This is a genomic window from Streptococcus mitis, from assembly GCF_002096755.1.
Taxonomy (GTDB): Bacteria; Bacillota; Bacilli; order Lactobacillales; family Streptococcaceae; genus Streptococcus; species Streptococcus mitis_AC.
The window spans coordinates 1-16,825 of sequence record NZ_NCVF01000021.1 but is presented as its reverse complement, the minus strand read 5'-3'; the positions used below and the strand labels follow the sequence as shown (position 1 = coordinate 16,825).

Annotated in this window: 12 protein-coding genes, 1 tRNA gene and 2 pseudogenes; all 15 read left to right on the top strand. The window is 41.3% G+C overall.

The features are described 5' to 3' along the window. Nucleotides 1–35: 35 nt before the first annotated feature. Entirely contained in the window at nt 36–2,570 is a 2,535-nt protein-coding gene (gene mutS, locus B7700_RS03835; RefSeq protein WP_084887269.1) for a DNA mismatch repair protein MutS, read from the top strand. Nucleotides 2,571–2,715: 145 nt separating this feature from the next. After that, a complete protein-coding gene (gene patA / locus B7700_RS03830; protein WP_084887267.1) occupies nt 2,716–4,422 on the top strand; it encodes a multidrug efflux ABC transporter subunit PatA in 1,707 nt (568 codons plus the stop codon). Nucleotide 4,423: 1 nt separating this feature from the next. Further along, the gene (gene patB, locus B7700_RS03825) at nt 4,424–6,190 is read left to right on the top strand and encodes a multidrug efflux ABC transporter subunit PatB (protein ID WP_084887265.1); all 1,767 of its coding nucleotides are present in this window, start codon (nt 4,424–4,426) and stop codon (nt 6,188–6,190) included. A 138-nt stretch (nt 6,191–6,328) separates the two neighbouring features. Further along, nucleotides 6,329–7,018 carry a gamma-glutamyl-gamma-aminobutyrate hydrolase family protein gene (locus tag B7700_RS03820; protein WP_000124770.1) on the top strand — a complete coding sequence of 230 codons (690 nt, stop codon included), beginning with the start codon at nt 6,329–6,331 and terminating at the stop codon, nt 7,016–7,018. Between the two features lie 169 nt (nt 7,019–7,187). After that, complete coding sequence (locus tag B7700_RS03815; protein ID WP_000018239.1) at nt 7,188–8,537, top strand: glucose-6-phosphate isomerase; 1,350 nt, start codon at nt 7,188–7,190, stop codon at nt 8,535–8,537. Nucleotides 8,538–8,720: 183 nt separating this feature from the next. After that, nucleotides 8,721–9,521, top strand: a complete 801-nt coding sequence (locus tag B7700_RS03810) for an SDR family oxidoreductase (RefSeq protein WP_001000837.1) — start codon at nt 8,721–8,723, stop codon at nt 9,519–9,521. A 62-nt stretch (nt 9,522–9,583) separates the two neighbouring features. After that, a pseudogene (locus B7700_RS03805) lies at nt 9,584–11,405 on the top strand (BglG family transcription antiterminator). Then, nucleotides 11,405–11,902: a transcriptional regulator GutM gene (locus tag B7700_RS03800; RefSeq protein WP_033585448.1), complete on the top strand. Its 498-nt coding sequence runs from the start codon at nt 11,405–11,407 to the stop codon at nt 11,900–11,902. Before B7700_RS03805 ends, B7700_RS03800 begins: the two are co-directional and overlap by 1 nt. Continuing rightward, the gene (gene srlA / locus B7700_RS03795) at nt 11,899–12,444 is read left to right on the top strand and encodes a PTS glucitol/sorbitol transporter subunit IIC (RefSeq protein WP_001015684.1); all 546 of its coding nucleotides are present in this window, start codon (nt 11,899–11,901) and stop codon (nt 12,442–12,444) included. Before B7700_RS03800 ends, srlA begins: the two co-directional genes overlap by 4 nt. 13 nt (nt 12,445–12,457) lie before the next feature. Continuing rightward, entirely contained in the window at nt 12,458–13,438 is a 981-nt protein-coding gene (gene srlE, locus B7700_RS03790) for a PTS glucitol/sorbitol transporter subunit IIB (protein ID WP_038804194.1), read from the top strand. A 98-nt stretch (nt 13,439–13,536) separates the two neighbouring features. Next, complete coding sequence (locus B7700_RS03785) at nt 13,537–13,908, top strand: PTS glucitol/sorbitol transporter subunit IIA (RefSeq protein WP_084887263.1); 372 nt, start codon at nt 13,537–13,539, stop codon at nt 13,906–13,908. Nucleotides 13,909–14,104: 196 nt separating this feature from the next. After that, a pseudogene (locus B7700_RS03780) lies at nt 14,105–14,581 on the top strand (glucose-6-phosphate isomerase); the annotation flags it as partial. 130 nt (nt 14,582–14,711) lie between these two features. Beyond that, a complete protein-coding gene (gltX, locus tag B7700_RS03775; protein ID WP_084887261.1) occupies nt 14,712–16,172 on the top strand; it encodes a glutamate--tRNA ligase in 1,461 nt (486 codons plus the stop codon). 13 nt (nt 16,173–16,185) lie between these two features. Further along, nucleotides 16,186–16,620: a cytidine deaminase family protein gene (locus tag B7700_RS03770; RefSeq protein ID WP_084887259.1), complete on the top strand. Its 435-nt coding sequence runs from the start codon at nt 16,186–16,188 to the stop codon at nt 16,618–16,620. Nucleotides 16,621–16,730: 110 nt separating this feature from the next. Beyond that, a tRNA-Glu gene (locus tag B7700_RS03765) sits at nt 16,731–16,802 on the top strand. The last annotated feature ends 23 nt before the right edge of the window (nt 16,803–16,825 follow it).

Genomic DNA, 16,825 nt, shown 5'->3' with positions numbered 1-16,825 from the left:
TCTCAAGACTTATTTTTGACAAGGAGAGACGGAAAATGGCGACAGAGAAGCTATCACCCGGCATGCAACAGTATGTGGATATTAAAAAGCAATATCCAGATGCGTTTTTGCTCTTTCGGATGGGTGATTTTTATGAATTATTTTATGAGGATGCGGTCAATGCTGCGCAGATTCTGGAAATTTCCTTAACGAGTCGCAACAAGAATGCCGACAATCCGATTCCTATGGCGGGTGTCCCCTATCATTCTGCCCAGCAGTATATAGATGTCTTGATTGAGCAGGGCTATAAGGTAGCTATCGCAGAGCAGATGGAAGATCCTAAACAAGCAGTTGGGGTTGTGAAACGAGAGGTTGTTCAGGTCATTACGCCAGGGACAGTGGTCGATAGCAGTAAGCCAGACAGTCAGAACAACTTCTTGGTTGCTATAGATCGAGATGGCAATCAATTTGGCTTAGCTTATATGGACCTGGTGACGGGTGACTTTTATGTGACAGGTCTTTTGGATTTCACGCTGGTTTGTGGGGAAATCCGCAATCTCAAGGCGCGAGAAGTGGTGTTGGGCTATGTCTCGTCTGAGGAAGAGGAACAAATCCTCAGTCGTCAGATGAATCTGGTACTTTCCTATGAAAAAGAAGGCTTTGAAGACCTTCATTTACTGGATTCACGATTGGCACCTGTGGAGCAAGCGGCATCTAGTAAGTTGCTCCAGTATGTTCATCGGACTCAGATGAGGGAATTGAACCACCTCAAACCTGTTATCCGCTATGAAATCAAGGATTTCTTGCAGATGGATTATGCGACCAAGGCTAGTCTCGATTTGGTTGAGAATGCTCGTTCAGGCAAGAAGCAAGGTAGTCTTTTCTGGCTTTTGGATGAAACTAAAACAGCTATGGGTATGCGGCTCTTGCGGTCTTGGATTCATCGCCCCCTGATTGATAAGGAACGAATCGTCCAACGTCAAGAAGTGGTGCAGGTCTTTCTCGACCATTTCTTTGAGCGTAGTGATTTGACAGACAGTCTCAAGGGTGTTTATGATATCGAACGCTTGGCTAGTCGGGTTTCTTTTGGCAAAACAAATCCCAAGGATCTCTTGCAGTTGGCGACCACCTTGTCTAGTGTGCCACGGATTCGTGCGATTTTAGAGGGAATGGAACAGCCTGCTCTAGCCTATCTCATCGAACAACTGGATGGAATCCCTGAGTTGGAGAGCTTGATTAGCGCAGCGATTGCTCCTGAAGCTCCTCATGTGATTACGGAAGGTGGTATTATCCGGACTGGATTTGATGAGACTTTAGACAAGTACCGTCGCGTTCTCAGAGAAGGGACTAGCTGGATTGCTGAGATTGAGGCTAAGGAGCGAGAAAATTCTGGTATCAGCACGCTCAAGATTGACTACAATAAGAAGGATGGCTACTATTTCCATGTGACCAATTCTCAACTGGGAAATGTGCCTGCTCACTTTTTCCGCAAGGCAACGCTGAAAAACTCAGAACGCTTTGGAACTGAGGAATTAGCCCGTATCGAGGGAGATATGCTGGAGGCGCGTGAGAAGTCAGCCAACCTAGAGTACGAAATCTTTATGAGCATTCGTGAAGAGGTCAGCAAGTACATCCAGCGTTTGCAGGCTCTAGCCCAAGGAATTGCGACAGTTGATGTCTTACAGAGTCTGGCGGTTGTGGCCGAAACTCAGCATTTGATTCGACCTGAGTTTGGCGATGACTCACAAATCGATATCCAGAAAGGGCGCCATGCTGTCGTTGAAAAGGTCATGGGAGCTCAGACCTATATTCCAAATACCATTCAAATGGGAGGGGATACTAGTATCCAGTTGATTACAGGGCCTAACATGAGTGGGAAGTCGACCTATATGCGTCAGCTGGCCATGACAGCGGTGATGGCTCAGATGGGTTCTTACGTACCAGCAGAGAATGCTTATTTACCGATTTTTGATGCTATCTTTACCCGTATCGGAGCAGCAGATGACTTGGTTTCAGGTCAATCAACCTTCATGGTAGAGATGATGGAGGCCAACAATGCCATTTCGCATGCGACCAAGAACTCTCTCATTCTCTTTGATGAATTGGGACGGGGAACTGCAACTTATGACGGAATGGCTCTTGCCCAGTCCATCATCGAATATATCCATGAGCATATCGGAGCCAAGACCCTCTTTGCGACCCACTACCATGAGTTGACCAGTCTGGAGTCTAGCTTGGAACACTTGGTCAATGTTCACGTGGCAACTTTGGAGCAGGGTGGGCAGGTCACCTTCCTTCACAAGATTGAACCAGGACCAGCTGATAAATCCTACGGTATCCATGTTGCCAAGATTGCTGGTTTGCCAGCAGACCTTCTAGCAAGGGCGGATAAGATTTTGACTCAGTTAGAGAATCAAGGTACAGAAAGTCCAGTTCTTATGAGGCAAACAAGCGACGTCACGGAACAGATTTCACTATTTGATACGGCAGAAGAGCATCCTATCCTAGCAGAATTAGCTAAATTGGACATTTACAACATGACACCCATGCAGGCTATGAATGTCTTGGTCGAGTTAAAACAAAAATTATAAAGAATGAATTACTTGTCATTCTAGCTGTATCAAGGAGACTTCTTTGACAATCCTTCACTTTTTTGCTAGAATAACATCACACAAACAGAATGAGAAGGAGCTGACACATTGTCGCTCCCTTTTGTCTATTTTTTAAGGAGAAAATATGCTGATTCAGAAAATAAAAACCTACAAGTGGCAGGTCTTGGCTTCGCTCCTGATGACAGGCTTGATGGTTGCTAGTTCACTTCTGCAACCGCGTTATCTGCAGGAAGTGTTAGACGCTCTCCTTGCTGGGAAATATGAAGCTATCTATAGTATAGGGGCTTGGTTGATTGGTGTGGCCGTGGTCGGTCTGGTTGCTGGTGGGCTCAATGTTGTCCTTGCAGCCTATATTGCCCAAGGAGTTTCATCTGACCTTCGGGAGGACGCCTTCCGTAAAATCCAAACCTTTTCTTATGCCAATATTGAACAATTTAATGCGGGAAATCTAGTAGTTCGAATGACAAATGATATCAACCAGATTCAGAACGTCGTCATGATGACCTTCCAAATTCTTTTCAGACTTCCCCTTTTGTTCATCGGTTCGTTTATCCTCGCGGTTCAAACCCTTCCCTCCCTATGGTGGGTGATTGTTCTCATGGTTATCTTGATTTTTGCCTTGACTGCTGTCATGATGGGAATGATGGGCCCTCGTTTTGCTAAGTTTCAAACTCTTCTTGAGCGCATCAATGCTATCGCCAAGGAAAATCTACGCGGTGTTCGTGTGGTCAAGTCCTTTGTCCAAGAAAAAGAGCAGTTTGCTAAGTTTACAGAGGTATCAGACGAGCTTCTTGGTCAAAACCTTTACATTGGTTATGCCTTTTCAGTAGTGGAACCCTTTATGATGTTAGTCGGCTACGGGACGGTTTTCCTCTCTATTTGGCTAGTTGCAGGAATGGTTCAGTCGGATCCGTCAGTTGTTGGCTCCATTGCTTCCTTTGTCAATTACCTGAGCCAGATCATCTTTACCATTGTTATGGTTGGATTTTTAGGAAATTCTGTCAGTCGCGCCATGATTTCTATGCGTCGTATTCGAGAAATTCTTGACGCAGAACCAGCTATGACCTTCAAGGATGTCCCAGATGAAGAGTTGGTTGGAAGCCTTAGCTTTGAAAATGTAACCTTTACCTATCCAATGGACAAGGAACCGATGCTGAAAGATGTGACCTTTACTATTGAACCTGGTCAAATGGTTGGTGTCGTTGGAGCGACTGGTGCAGGAAAATCAACCTTGGCTCAATTGATTCCACGTCTCTTTGACCCGCAGGAAGGGGCTATCAAAATCGGAGGCAAGGATATTCGAGAAGTGAGTGAAGGAACCTTGCGTAAAACTGTTTCTATCGTTCTCCAACGAGCCATTCTCTTTAGTGGAACGATTGCAGATAACTTGAGACAGGGTAAGGGAGATGCTACTTTATTTGAAATGGAGCGCGCAGCCAATATTGCTCAAGCCAGTGAATTCATTCATCGTATGGAGAAAACCTTTGAAAGTCCAGTTGAAGAAAGGGGAACCAACTTTTCAGGTGGGCAAAAACAAAGGATGTCGATTGCCCGTGGAATTGTCAGCAATCCACGTATTCTGATTTTTGACGATTCGACCTCAGCCTTGGATGCCAAGTCAGAGCGCCTGGTTCAGGAAGCCTTGAATAAGGACTTGAAGGGAACGACAACCATTATCATCGCTCAAAAGATTAGCTCGGTTGTTCATGCAGATAAAATCTTGGTTCTAGATCAAGGACGATTGATTGGTCAAGGTACGCATGCAGACTTGGTTGCCAACAATTCCGTTTACCGTGAAATCTACGAAACACAGAAAGGAAAGGAGGAGTAAAATGAAGACAGTTCAATTTTTTTGGAATTATTTTAAAGTCTATAAGCTATCATTTGTAGTTGTTATCCTGATGATTGTTCTGGCGACTCTTGCCCAAGCTCTCTTTCCGGTATTTTCTGGACAAGCGGTAACAGAGTTAGCTAATTTAGTTCAAGCTTATCAAAATGGCAATCCAGAACTTGTTTGGCAAAGCCTATCAGGAATCATGGTCAATCTTGGTCTGCTAGTTTTGGTTCTATTTATCTCCAGTGTGATATACATGTGTCTCATGACGCGCGTGATTGCAGAATCGACCAACGAGATGCGCAAAGGCCTCTTTGGCAAGCTTGCTCGGTTGACTGTTTCTTTCTTTGACCGCCGACAAGATGGCGATATCCTGTCTCGTTTTACCAGTGATTTGGATAATATCCTCCAAGCTTTTAACGAAAGCTTGATTCAGGTCATGAGCAATATTGTTTTATACATCGGTCTGATTCTTGTCATGTTTTCGAGAAATGTGACCCTGGCCCTCATCACCATTGCCAGCACACCAGTTGCCTTCCTTATGCTGATTTTCATCGTAAAAATGGCACGCAAATACACCAACCTCCAGCAAAAAGAGGTAGGGAAACTCAACGCCTATATGGATGAGAGTATCTCAGGCCAAAAAGCCGTGATTGTGCAAGGAATTCAAAAGGATATGATGGCAGGATTTCTTGAACAAAATGAGCGCGTGCGCAAGGCAACCTTTAAAGGAAGAATGTTCTCAGGAATTCTTTTCCCTGTCATGAATGGGATGAGCCTGGTTAATACAGCTATCGTCATCTTTGCTGGTTCAGCTGTACTTTTGAATGATAAGTCTATTGAAACAAGTACAGCCTTAGGTTTGATTGTTATGTTTGCCCAATTTTCACAGCAGTACTACCAGCCTATTATTCAAGTTGCAGCTAGTTGGGGAAGCCTTCAGTTAGCCTTTACAGGTGCTGAACGGATTCAGGAAATGTTTGACGCAGAGGAAGAAATCCGACCTGAAAAGGCTCCAATCTTCACTAAGTTGCAAGAAGGTGTTGAAATTAGTCATATTGATTTTTCATACCTACCTGATAAACCTATTTTGAAAGATGTCAGCATTTCTGCCCCTAAAGGCCAGATGACAGCAGTTGTTGGTCCGACAGGGTCAGGGAAAACGACTATTATGAACCTCATCAATCGCTTTTATGATGTTGATGCTGGTGGTATTTATTTTGACGGCAAAGACATCCGTGACTATGATTTAGATAGTCTCAGAAGTAAGGTGGGAATTGTTTTGCAGGATTCGGTCTTATTTAGCGGAACGATTCGAGACAATATCCGTTTCGGTGTGCCAGATGCTAGTCAAGAAATGGTTGAGGCAGCAGCCAAGGCAACCCATATTCACGACTATATCGAAAGCTTACCTGACAAATACGATACCCTTATCGATGATGATCAAAGCATCTTCTCAACAGGCCAGAAACAATTGATTTCTATCGCTCGAACCCTGATGACAGATCCAGAAGTTCTCATTCTCGATGAAGCAACTTCAAACGTAGATACGGTGACAGAAAGCAAGATTCAGCATGCCATGGAGGCGGTTGTAGCAGGCAGAACCAGTTTCGTCATTGCTCACCGTTTGAAGACCATCCTCAATGCAGACCAGATTATTGTTCTCAAAGATGGAGAAGTCATTGAACGCGGTAACCACCATGAACTTTTGAAACTAGGTGGCTTCTATTCAGAACTCTATCACAATCAATTTGTCTTTGAATAAGAAAAAAGTTGTCCTATGCGGGCAGCTTTTTCTTGTCCATAAAAAATATTTATCACAAACTTAAAAAAAACATATTAGACGAAAGGCATTTTGAGTGATATGATAGGACTATCGTTAATATTCGAAAGGAGAGGCATCATGGCTAGAACGGTTGTAGGAGTTGCTGCAAATCTATGTCCCGTAGACGCAGAAGGTAAAAACATTCATTCATCTGTATCTTGTAGATTCGCAGAGAGCATTCGTCAAGTCGGTGGTCTCCCTTTAGTCATTCCTGTTGGTGATGAGTCAGTTGTACGCGATTATGTAGAAATGATTGACAAACTTATCTTGACAGGCGGTCAAAATGTCCATCCTCAATTTTATGGAGAGAAAAAGACCATCGAGAGCGATGATTACAACCTAGTGCGTGACGAATTTGAATTGGCGCTCTTGAAAGAAGCGCTTCGTCAGAATAAACCAATCATGGCAATCTGTCGCGGTGTCCAACTTGTCAATGTTGCCTTTGGGGGAACTCTCAATCAAGAAATCGAAGGCCACTGGCAAGGACTACCTTTCGGGACATCTCATTCTATTGAGACAGTAGAAGGAAGTGTGGTGGCTAAGTTATTTGGAAAAGAAAGTCAAGTTAATTCCGTTCATCGTCAGAGTATTAAAGATTTGGCACCTAATTTCCGTGTAACTGCTATTGATCCAAGAGACCAAACTATTGAAGCGATTGAGTCTATCGACGAGCACCGCATTATCGGTTTGCAGTGGCATCCAGAGTTTCTGGTTAATGAAGAAGATGGCAATTTAGAATTATTTGAGTATTTATTGAATGAACTGTAACGACTGGGAATCTGGTCGTTCTTTCTTTTATTATTTCAAAATTTTTGGAATGTGATATTTTTACGCAAACGTTTGAATTCTGATAAAAATTGGAGAAATTCGACAAAAAAACTTGAAAAAATCTAAGGTAAGGGTTATGATAGAAGAGAAGAAATTTTGGAGGAATATTATGTCACATATTAAATTTGATTATTCAAAAGTATTAGATAAATTTGTTGCACCACATGAACTAGATTATATGCAGCCTCAAGTGACTGCAGCAGATTCTGCTCTGCGAAATGGTACAGGTCCTGGGGCAGAAATGACTGGCTGGTTGAACTTACCTGAAGAATATGACAAAGATGAATTTGCTCGTATTCAAAAGGCTGCTGCTAAAATCCAATCTGATAGTGAGGTATTGATCGTAATCGGTATTGGTGGTTCCTATTTAGGAGCTCGTGCAGCTATTGATTTCTTGAATAATTCATTTGTAAACTTGCAAAGAAAGGAAGAACGCAAGGCACCTCAGATCCTCTATGCTGGAAACTCTATCTCTTCAAGCTATTTGGCTGATTTGGTAGACTATGTATCAGACAAAGATTTCTCAGTAAACGTGATTTCTAAATCAGGTACAACAACTGAACCGGCTATTGCTTTCCGTGTCTTCAAAGAACTCTTGGTTAAGAAGTACGGTCAAGAAGAAGCTAACCAACGTATCTACGCAACTACAGACCGCGCTAAAGGTGCAGTTAAGGTTGAAGCAGATGCTAATGGCTGGGATACTTTTGTAGTGCCTGATAGTGTAGGTGGTCGTTTTACAGTATTGACAGCAGTGGGGCTCTTGCCAATCGCAGCTGCAGGAGCTGATATCAGCAAGTTAATGGAAGGAGCAAATGCTGCTCGCAAGGCTTATGCTTCTGATAAGTTGGCTGAAAATGAAGCATATCAATATGCAGTTGTACGCAATATCTTGTACCGTAAAGGTTATCTGACAGAAGTTCTAGCTAACTATGAACCATCTCTGCAATACTTCTCTGAGTGGTGGAAGCAACTGGCTGGTGAGTCAGAAGGGAAAGACCAAAAAGGGATTTATCCAACTTCAGCTAACTTCTCAACAGACTTGCACTCTCTGGGACAATTTATCCAGGAAGGTACCCGTATCCTCTTTGAAACAGTTATCCGTGTAGATAAACCTCGCAAAAATGTGCTGATTCCTGAATTGGCAGAAGACTTGGACGGTCTTGGCTACTTGCAAGGAAAAGATGTTGACTTTGTCAATAAAAAAGCTACAGATGGAGTGCTGTTAGCACACACTGATGGTGGAGTTCCAAATATGTTTGTGACACTGCCTGAGCAAGATGAGTTCACTTTGGGCTACACTATTTACTTCTTTGAGTTGGCTATTGCTCTTTCTGGCTACCTGAATGGTATCAATCCATTTGACCAGCCTGGAGTTGAAGCTTATAAGAAAAACATGTTTGCTCTTCTTGGGAAACCAGGCTTTGAAGAGCTGGGTGCTGAGTTGAATGCACGCCTTTGATTCTCATATGCTTTGAGTTCATTTAGAATATAAAAAGATCCACAAGTTCATTTCTTGTGGATTTTTAGTACAAGCCTCTTAATTAGTTTATTATTTTTTTTAAAAGTGTAAAAAAGAGTGTCTTAATTCTTTTATGAAAGCGCTGTATAATTGCCTTGTAAATAAAATTTGAGAGGTATCAAAATGAATGATTGGTTAAACATAAAAGGCAAAACAGTTCTTGTGACTGGCGCGTCATCTGGGATCGGTAAGGCAATCGTTGAAGAATTGCTGGAATTAGGTGTCAACGTAGCGAATTTCGATCTTAGCGACAACGATTTGCGTCATCCAAATCTATTATTTGTAAAAGTTGATGTAACTTCTCGCTCTGAAGTAGAAGAGGGTGTTGCCAAAATAGTTGAAAGATTTGGCAATATTGATGCAGTGGTCAATAATGCAGGGATTAATATCCCTAGATTATTAATCGATGCAGAAAATCCTAAAGGTCCTTACGAATTGGACGATGAGACGTTCGAAAAAGTAACGATGATTAATCAAAAAGGTTTGTATCTGGTTAGTCAGGCAGTGGGACGTATTTTAGTGAAAAATGGAAAAGGTGTAATTGTGAACATGGCTTCAGAAGCAGGCTTGGAAGGTTCTGAAGGACAAAGTGCCTATGCTGCCACAAAAGCAGCAGTCTATAGTTACACTCGTTCATGGGCAAAAGAGCTGGGTAAGCATGGTGTACGTGTGGTTGGAATTGCTCCAGGAATTATGGAAGCTACGGGACTTCGAACTCTTTCTTATGAGGAAGCTCTTGCTTATACCCGTGGAAAGACGGTAGAAGATATTCGAGCTGGTTATGCTTCAACTTCAACAACTCCTTTGGGACGAAGTGGTAAACTACGGGAAGTAGCTGACCTTGTAGCATTCTATATTTCAGACCGTTCTAGCTATATAACTGGAGTCACTACAAATATTGCCGGAGGGAAAACTCGCGGTTAAAAAAATGAAGGTGAGGAAGAGAGTTGACCATAGTAAATCGATGGTATAATATTTTAGAAAAAATGGTCTCACAGCCAACTTATTCCTTGGTAGATATGCGCTCAGAGCTGGATATTAGTATGCAAACCTTGCAAAAGAGTATCCAACAATTAAATGATGTTTTGGCTCCGAGTATCCAGATTATCTCACAAGATGATCAGTTAATGTTAGAGGTGTATGACTATACTGAGTTGGAAAGGATTTTATCTGGTAGTTTAAAACGGGAGAGTGACTTCAATTCTTCCAGTAAAAGAATTGCCTATTTACTAAAACGTTTAATTGAGTCAACCTCCCCTCTTCTTATTGACGACTTGGCTGAGGAAGCAGGTGTTAGTAGAAGTACCCTTAATAAGGATTTAAAACAAGTAAAATCTTTGGCAGAGAGTTACTCTATCACTATTTCAGGAAAGCCCAACCGTGGGCTGGAGGTCTTGGGGTCCGAGCTGAATTTGCGCTTGCTCTATATTCACCAAGTGGCCCCTTACTTTGAAGGAAAGACACTCACCGAGGCAACATCTTCTTTTCTGGAGACGCTACTCCAGGAGTATAAAATCCCGAAAGAAACAAAGGAACTCCTTCGAAAGACAATTTCAATTATGGTGGAGCGTATTCATGCATCTAGGGTGTTGGGTTGCCCTATTCCTTACTATAGGAATGATTTAACAGAGACACCTTTGGTTGAAAAATTAATCTATCATATTGAGATGACTTATAAGATTTCCCTCAGTCAGTTTGAGATAGACTTTTTGTGTTTTCCGTTTAATATCCGTTTTATTGACACTTTAAGCAAGCCGTCTTATCAATCTGAACAGCTTGCAAACATTTTTCAAGGGATTGTCAAGAAAGTCAAAGAAACAATGTTGGTTAACTTTGATGATGAAGAATTATTTGAAGAAATCAAGTCTCATCTAGGCTCCTTAATCAATCGACTGATTTTCCATGTGCAAGCTAATGATATATTCCATGGCGAGGTTCAAACTCAATATCCTTTTGCTTTTGAAATGGCGAAAATTGCTGGAGAAGAACTATCTGCAATTTTTGGTTCTGAATTGGAATTATCTGAAATCGGATATCTGGCTTTGTATTTTGAAATGATTTTAAGAAAGCAAAACTCTGTTGTAAATGGTTCTCGCAAGCAGATAGCTGTAGTTTGCACAACAGGAAGAGGAACTGCTGCGATGATTATTCAGCAACTCAGACGAATTCTTGGAAATGATGTAGACATTACTCAGTATTCTGAAGAGGATTTTAATCTGGATTTGAATCAGGACTATTTCGCGATTTTTACGACAGTTCCTCTAAAATATAAAGATTCTAAATCTCCAGTCATTCAAGTTAATCATCTTTTTGATGATCAATGGCTGCAGGAAGAATGGCAGAGGGCCAATGCTTTTCATCAAAAAAATCTAGAAACAGTCAGCTTACGTTTTCTTCGTTTGACTCCCCAAAAAACCTATCAGCAATACTTGCTAAATATGGTTGCAGAGTTAGAGAAACTTCAGATGATTGATGAAGGTTTTAGAAATCGGATAATTGATAGGGATAAAAAACAATCAACCATTTTTGGTGGAGGAATTGCCTTCCCCCATACAATTAACCAGGGTTATGCAAAGACTATTTTAATGTTTGGAAAGCTAGAAGAGCCTTATCAAAAAGGAGATGATTGAATTTATCTTTCTAGTCGCCATTCCCTCAGAAATTGAAAGCAAAATGGAGAGTGAATTGCTGGAATTGTATGACGACATTTTTCGAATTGCAGGAGAGCCTTCTCTAAAAGAAGCATTGAGGGCTGTAGAAACAGAGACAGAGTTTCTATCATTTTCTAAGAGCAAAGGAGTATTTTAATGAATTCGCTAATAATTTTCGCTGTATTTGTCATGGCAGCTTATATATTTCAAATGTTCCTCGGCTGGCAGCAACTCAAAGACTTCAATAAGACCTATACGATGCTCCGAAAACTGGGGCGCGTAGCGATTGGCAGGAAGTCCGGAAGAATCAAATCCGGTACGATTGTCATGTTCGCGGTTGATGAAAACGGTCGGGTTCTTAAAGCTAGCAAAATGCAAGGAGTCACAATCTTAGCACGTTTTCAAAATATGGACGATTATGTTGGAGAAGACATCCATTATTTTGACAAGTATAATCCTCTTGTGAGAAAAGAAAATAAGTTGATGCAATCAGCCATAGAAGATGCTAGAAAAGTCTATCTTTGGAATGAGGCAGGTATTGAGAAAGAGACAAGTTCATCTGATTCTTTTCTGGGATTCGGCTTTTATGCGAATTACTTACAATTATCTATTAAACAGTTATTTAAAAAAAATAAGAAAGGGAGTTCCTTATGAATCACATTACAAATTTTGCAGAGAGTTTTATGAAACTCTTCCAATTAGGTGGAGAAACCTTTATTAGCTGGATGACAAATATTGTACCGCTTGTCTTAATGCTATTGATTGCAATGAATACCCTTATCGCTTTCTTGGGAGAAGAGAAGGTCAATTCCCTGGCTAAGATTTCTGCCAAAAATCCTGTTAGCCGGTATATGATTTTACCTTTCATTTCTGCCTTTATGCTGGGGAATCCGATGGCAATCAGTATGGGACGTTTCTTACCAGAATATTATAAACCTAGTTTTGTAGCAGCTCAGATGCAGTTCTGCCACACTTCAAATGGTGTATTTCCGCATATCAATCCTGGGGAATTGTTTGTATGGATGGGAATTGCAACAGGAATTCAAACTTTAGGTTTAAGTCAAATGGACTTAGCCATTCGTTACATGCTTGTTGGGCTTGTCATGAACTTTGTAGGCGGTTGGGTGACCGATTTTACAACTGCTTATGTAGCAAAACAGCAAGGTGTTACCTTGAGTAAAACATTTGATTTATAGAAAGAGTGAAATTATGTCATATAAGAGTATAAAAGTTGTTAAAGGAAATGGCGGTTTCGGAGGACCTTTGGTCATTACACCTAGTGAAGCTAAGCATAAATTCATCTATATCACTGGCGGAGGAGAAAAGCCAGATATTGTAGATAAAATTGCTGATTTGACCGGTATGGAAGCTGTTAATGGGTTTAAAACTTCTATCCCAGATGAGGAAATTGCTTTAGCAATCGTGGATTGTGGCGGTACTCTTCGCTGTGGTATTTATCCTAAAAAGGGGATCCCTACAATAAATATTGTCGCTACAGGGAAAAGTGGGCCTCTAGCTCAATATATAACCGAGGAAATCTATGTGTCAGCAGTTGGCCTTAATCAAATTTCTGCTGCTAATGAAGACGAAAAAGCGACAACTGTGGTAACAGAAAAGCCAACTTACGATACTAGTAAAAAAATTACAGAGCAAAAAGCTGAAACAAGTATTGTAGCAAGAATTGGGATGGGCGCTGGGAAGGTCGTTGCGACTTTCAACCAGGCTGCTCGTGAAGCCATCCAAACAATGCTCAACACGATCATTCCTTTCATGGCCTTTGTTTCCTTGCTGATTGGGGTTATTCAAGGTTCAGGTGTTGGAAATTGGCTGGCAAAATTAATGGTTCCCCTAGCTGGGAACATCTGGGGACTCATTTTGATTGGCTTTATCTGTTCCTTGCCATTCCTATCTCCTTTGTTAGGCCCCGGAGCTGTTATCAGTCAGATTATTGGAACCTTAATTGGAGTTGAAATCGGCAAAGGGACTATTCCGCCCCAAATGGCTCTGCCAGCTATATTTGCTATCAACACTCAAAACGGTTGTGATTTCATTCCTGTAGCACTCGGTCTATCTGAAGCCAAGGCTGAAACAGTTGAGGTTGGTGTCCCTTCTGTGCTTTATTCACGCTTTCTCAATGGTGTTCCGCGGGTGCTAGTAGCTTGGATAGCTAGTATTGGCCTTTATCAGTAAACTTTTGATAGATGCACGTAAACATAGCAACTATTATGTTAAACTTATCTATAAGCATAAGTTTATGACAGATTTGAGAAAGGATGAATAGGAATTAGATGAAGAAAATTTTTGAAGCTAAAGTAATTCAAGTGGGGCCTGAAGCTCAGAATATGATTCAAGATGCCAATATGCTCATTTTATTTGGAGAAGAAGCACCGGAAGATTTATCAGAGTATTGTTTTAAGATTGATAATAAAAATCTGCTAGGTTCAATACTAGAAGGTGGCAAGCTGGTGGTAGATAATCAGGAATATTCGATTAGTTCCGTAGGAAATGTAGTAGAAAAAAATTTAACTGGACTGGGACATATCACGATTTCTTTTGATGGTTCAAAAGAGGGGAGCCTTCCTGGTACACTCCATGTTGTAGCAGATCAAGCGGTAGTAATTGATAAAGATTCTACCATTCAGATTTTTGAAACTGCTTAACCATAATAAAATTTCAAATCAAGCAATTTAGAAAAATAAAAGTCTAAAAAATTGATTCAGAGCCTGGACAAAAAGTCCAGGCTTCTGGGTCTAAATTAGAAAAAATAGATGACGCAGTGGTTGATTGGCAAGTCAATCAAACTAGCCAGTCAGTGCAAGGGAATTTCCAGCAAATGCATCCACAAGGGGTGCTTGAACAGAAGGGAAAGACCAAAAAGGTATCTACCCAACTTCAGCCAACTTCTCAACTGACTTGCACTCACTTGGTCAATTTATCCAAGAAGGAACTCGTATCATGTTTGAAACAGTTGTCCGTGTTGACAAACCTCGTAAAAACGTGATTATCCCTAGCTTGGAAGAAGACCTTGATGGACTTGGTTACCTTCAAGGAAAAGACGTTGACTTTGTAAACAAAAAAGCAACTGACGGTGTTCTTCTTGCCCACACAGACGGTGATGTACCAAACATGTACGTGACTCTTCCAGAGCAAGATGCTTTCACTCTTGGTTATACAATCTACTTCTTCGAATTGGCTATCGCCCTTTCAGGTTACTTGAATGCCATCAACCCATTTGACCAACCAGGTGTTGAAGCTTACAAACGTAACATGTTTGCCCTTCTTGGAAAACCAGGATTTGAAGAATTGAGCAAAGAACTTAACGCACGTCTATAATAATGGAAGAAAAGAGTGGTTTATCCACTCTTTTTACTCTCTTTATCCATAGAAATTGGACTCAGCCAAGACTTGTGATATAATATAGAGAGCAAAAAGGCAGACGCCTAGAGACTTTATAGGAGAAACTATGTCAAAAGATATCCGCGTACGTTACGCACCAAGTCCAACAGGACTACTACACATCGGAAATGCCCGTACAGCATTGTTCAACTACCTTTATGCACGTCATCACGGTGGAACTTTTATTATCCGTATCGAAGATACTGACCGTAAACGCCATGTCGAAGATGGTGAACGTTCACAACTTGAAAACCTTCGTTGGTTAGGTATGGATTGGGATGAAAGCCCAGAAACACATGAAAATTACCGCCAGTCTGAGCGTTTGGACTTGTATCAAAAATTCATCGATCAATTGCTAGTTGAAGGAAAAGCCTACAAATCTTACGTTACAGAAGAAGAGTTGGCAACTGAACGCGAACGCCAAGAAGCAGCTGGCGAAACACCTCGATATATCAACGAATACCTTGGTATGAGTGAAGAAGAAAAAGCAGCTTACATCGCAGAACGTGAAGCAGCAGGGATCATCCCAACTGTTCGTTTGGCTGTCAATGAGTCAGGTATCTACAAGTGGCATGATATGGTCAAAGGTGATATCGAATTTGAAGGTGGAAATATCGGTGGTGACTGGGTTATCCAAAAGAAAGATGGTTACCCAACATACAACTTTGCCGTTGTCATTGATGATCATGATATGCAGATTTCTCACGTAATCCGTGGAGACGACCACATTGCTAATACACCAAAACAGCTTATGGTCTATGAAGCACTTGGTTGGGAAGCTCCAGAGTTCGGTCACATGACCTTGATTATCAACTCTGAGACTGGTAAGAAGTTATCTAAACGTGATACTAATACACTTCAATTTATCGAAGATTATCGAAAGAAAGGTTACCTTCCAGAAGCAGTCTTTAACTTTATTGCTCTTCTTGGTTGGAACCCAGGTGGCGAAGATGAAATCTTCTCTCGTGAAGAACTCATTAAACTTTTCGATGAAAACCGCCTCAGCAAGTCTCCAGCTGCCTTTGACCAGAAAAAACTAGACTGGATGAGCAATGATTATATCAAGAATGCAGACCTAGAAACTATCTTTGAAATGGCAAAACCATTCTTAGAGGAAGCGGGCCGTTTAACTGACAAGGCTGAAAAATTAGTTGAGCTCTATAAACCACAAATGAAATCAGTAGATGAGATTATCCCATTGACAGATCTCTTCTTCTCAGATTTCCCAGAATTGACAGAAGCAGAACGCGAAGTCATGGCGGAGGCAACGGTCCCAACAGTTCTTGAAGCCTTCAAAGCAAAACTTGAGGCGATGACAGATGATGAATTTGTAACAGAGAATATCTTCCCGCAAATCAAAGCTGTTCAAAAAGAAACAGGTATCAAAGGGAAAAATCTCTTCATGCCAATTCGCATCGCAGTTTCAGGTGAAATGCATGGACCAGAATTGCCAGATACTATCTTCTTGTTAGGCCGTGAAAAATCAATCCAGCATATCGAAAACATGCTAAAAGAAATCTCTAAATAAAAAGGATGCAACAATGGACATCTGGGAAAAGATGTACGAAGAAGCACAGAAGCTATACGATCCACATGAAGTATCTGATTTTGTTTACGCTAACCATGTTGTGGCCGCAGTAGAAGCAGAAGATGGACAAATATTTACAGGTTTCTGTATGGAGGGAACCTGTGGTGTTTTCCATCTCTGCGCAGAGCGGGCGGCTCTCTTCAATATGTACCAATTTTCAGGACAAACTAAGGTTAAAAAAGTATTAGCCTTTCGAGAGCAACCACCTTATGGTGGAAGTTCGGGTATGCCTTGTGGCGCATGCAGAGAGTTCCTCTTAGAGTTGAACGCTGAAAATAAAGATGCAGAATTCATGATGGACTACGATACAAGAAAGACGGTGAAAGTCGCAGAACTAATCCCATATTGGTGGGGAGAAGAACGTGCTTCTAAGTTTAATAATCAATAGAAGAGTCAGTATAATTCTGGCTCTTTTTACTTAATTTGAAAAAAACAGAAAAAGTAGTTGACAAAGTTTGAAAAGTCTGTATAATAGTAAGAGTTGAAAATAACAGCTCTGGTCCGTTGGTCAAGGGGTTAAGACACCGCCTTTTCACGGCGGTAACACGGGTTCGAATCCCGTACGGACTATGGTATGTTGCAGATGGAACACT

Coding starts and splice junctions, on each gene's coding strand:
- mutS (WP_084887269.1), top strand. CDS start 36: ATGGCGACAGAGAAGCTATCACCCGGCATGCAACAGTATGTGGATATT.
- patA (WP_084887267.1), top strand. CDS start 2,716: ATGCTGATTCAGAAAATAAAAACCTACAAGTGGCAGGTCTTGGCTTCG.
- patB (WP_084887265.1), top strand. CDS start 4,424: ATGAAGACAGTTCAATTTTTTTGGAATTATTTTAAAGTCTATAAGCTA.
- B7700_RS03820 (WP_000124770.1), top strand. CDS start 6,329: ATGGCTAGAACGGTTGTAGGAGTTGCTGCAAATCTATGTCCCGTAGAC.
- B7700_RS03815 (WP_000018239.1), top strand. CDS start 7,188: ATGTCACATATTAAATTTGATTATTCAAAAGTATTAGATAAATTTGTT.
- B7700_RS03810 (WP_001000837.1), top strand. CDS start 8,721: ATGAATGATTGGTTAAACATAAAAGGCAAAACAGTTCTTGTGACTGGC.
- B7700_RS03800 (WP_033585448.1), top strand. CDS start 11,405: ATGAATTCGCTAATAATTTTCGCTGTATTTGTCATGGCAGCTTATATA.
- srlA (WP_001015684.1), top strand. CDS start 11,899: ATGAATCACATTACAAATTTTGCAGAGAGTTTTATGAAACTCTTCCAA.
- srlE (WP_038804194.1), top strand. CDS start 12,458: ATGTCATATAAGAGTATAAAAGTTGTTAAAGGAAATGGCGGTTTCGGA.
- B7700_RS03785 (WP_084887263.1), top strand. CDS start 13,537: ATGAAGAAAATTTTTGAAGCTAAAGTAATTCAAGTGGGGCCTGAAGCT.
- gltX (WP_084887261.1), top strand. CDS start 14,712: ATGTCAAAAGATATCCGCGTACGTTACGCACCAAGTCCAACAGGACTA.
- B7700_RS03770 (WP_084887259.1), top strand. CDS start 16,186: ATGGACATCTGGGAAAAGATGTACGAAGAAGCACAGAAGCTATACGAT.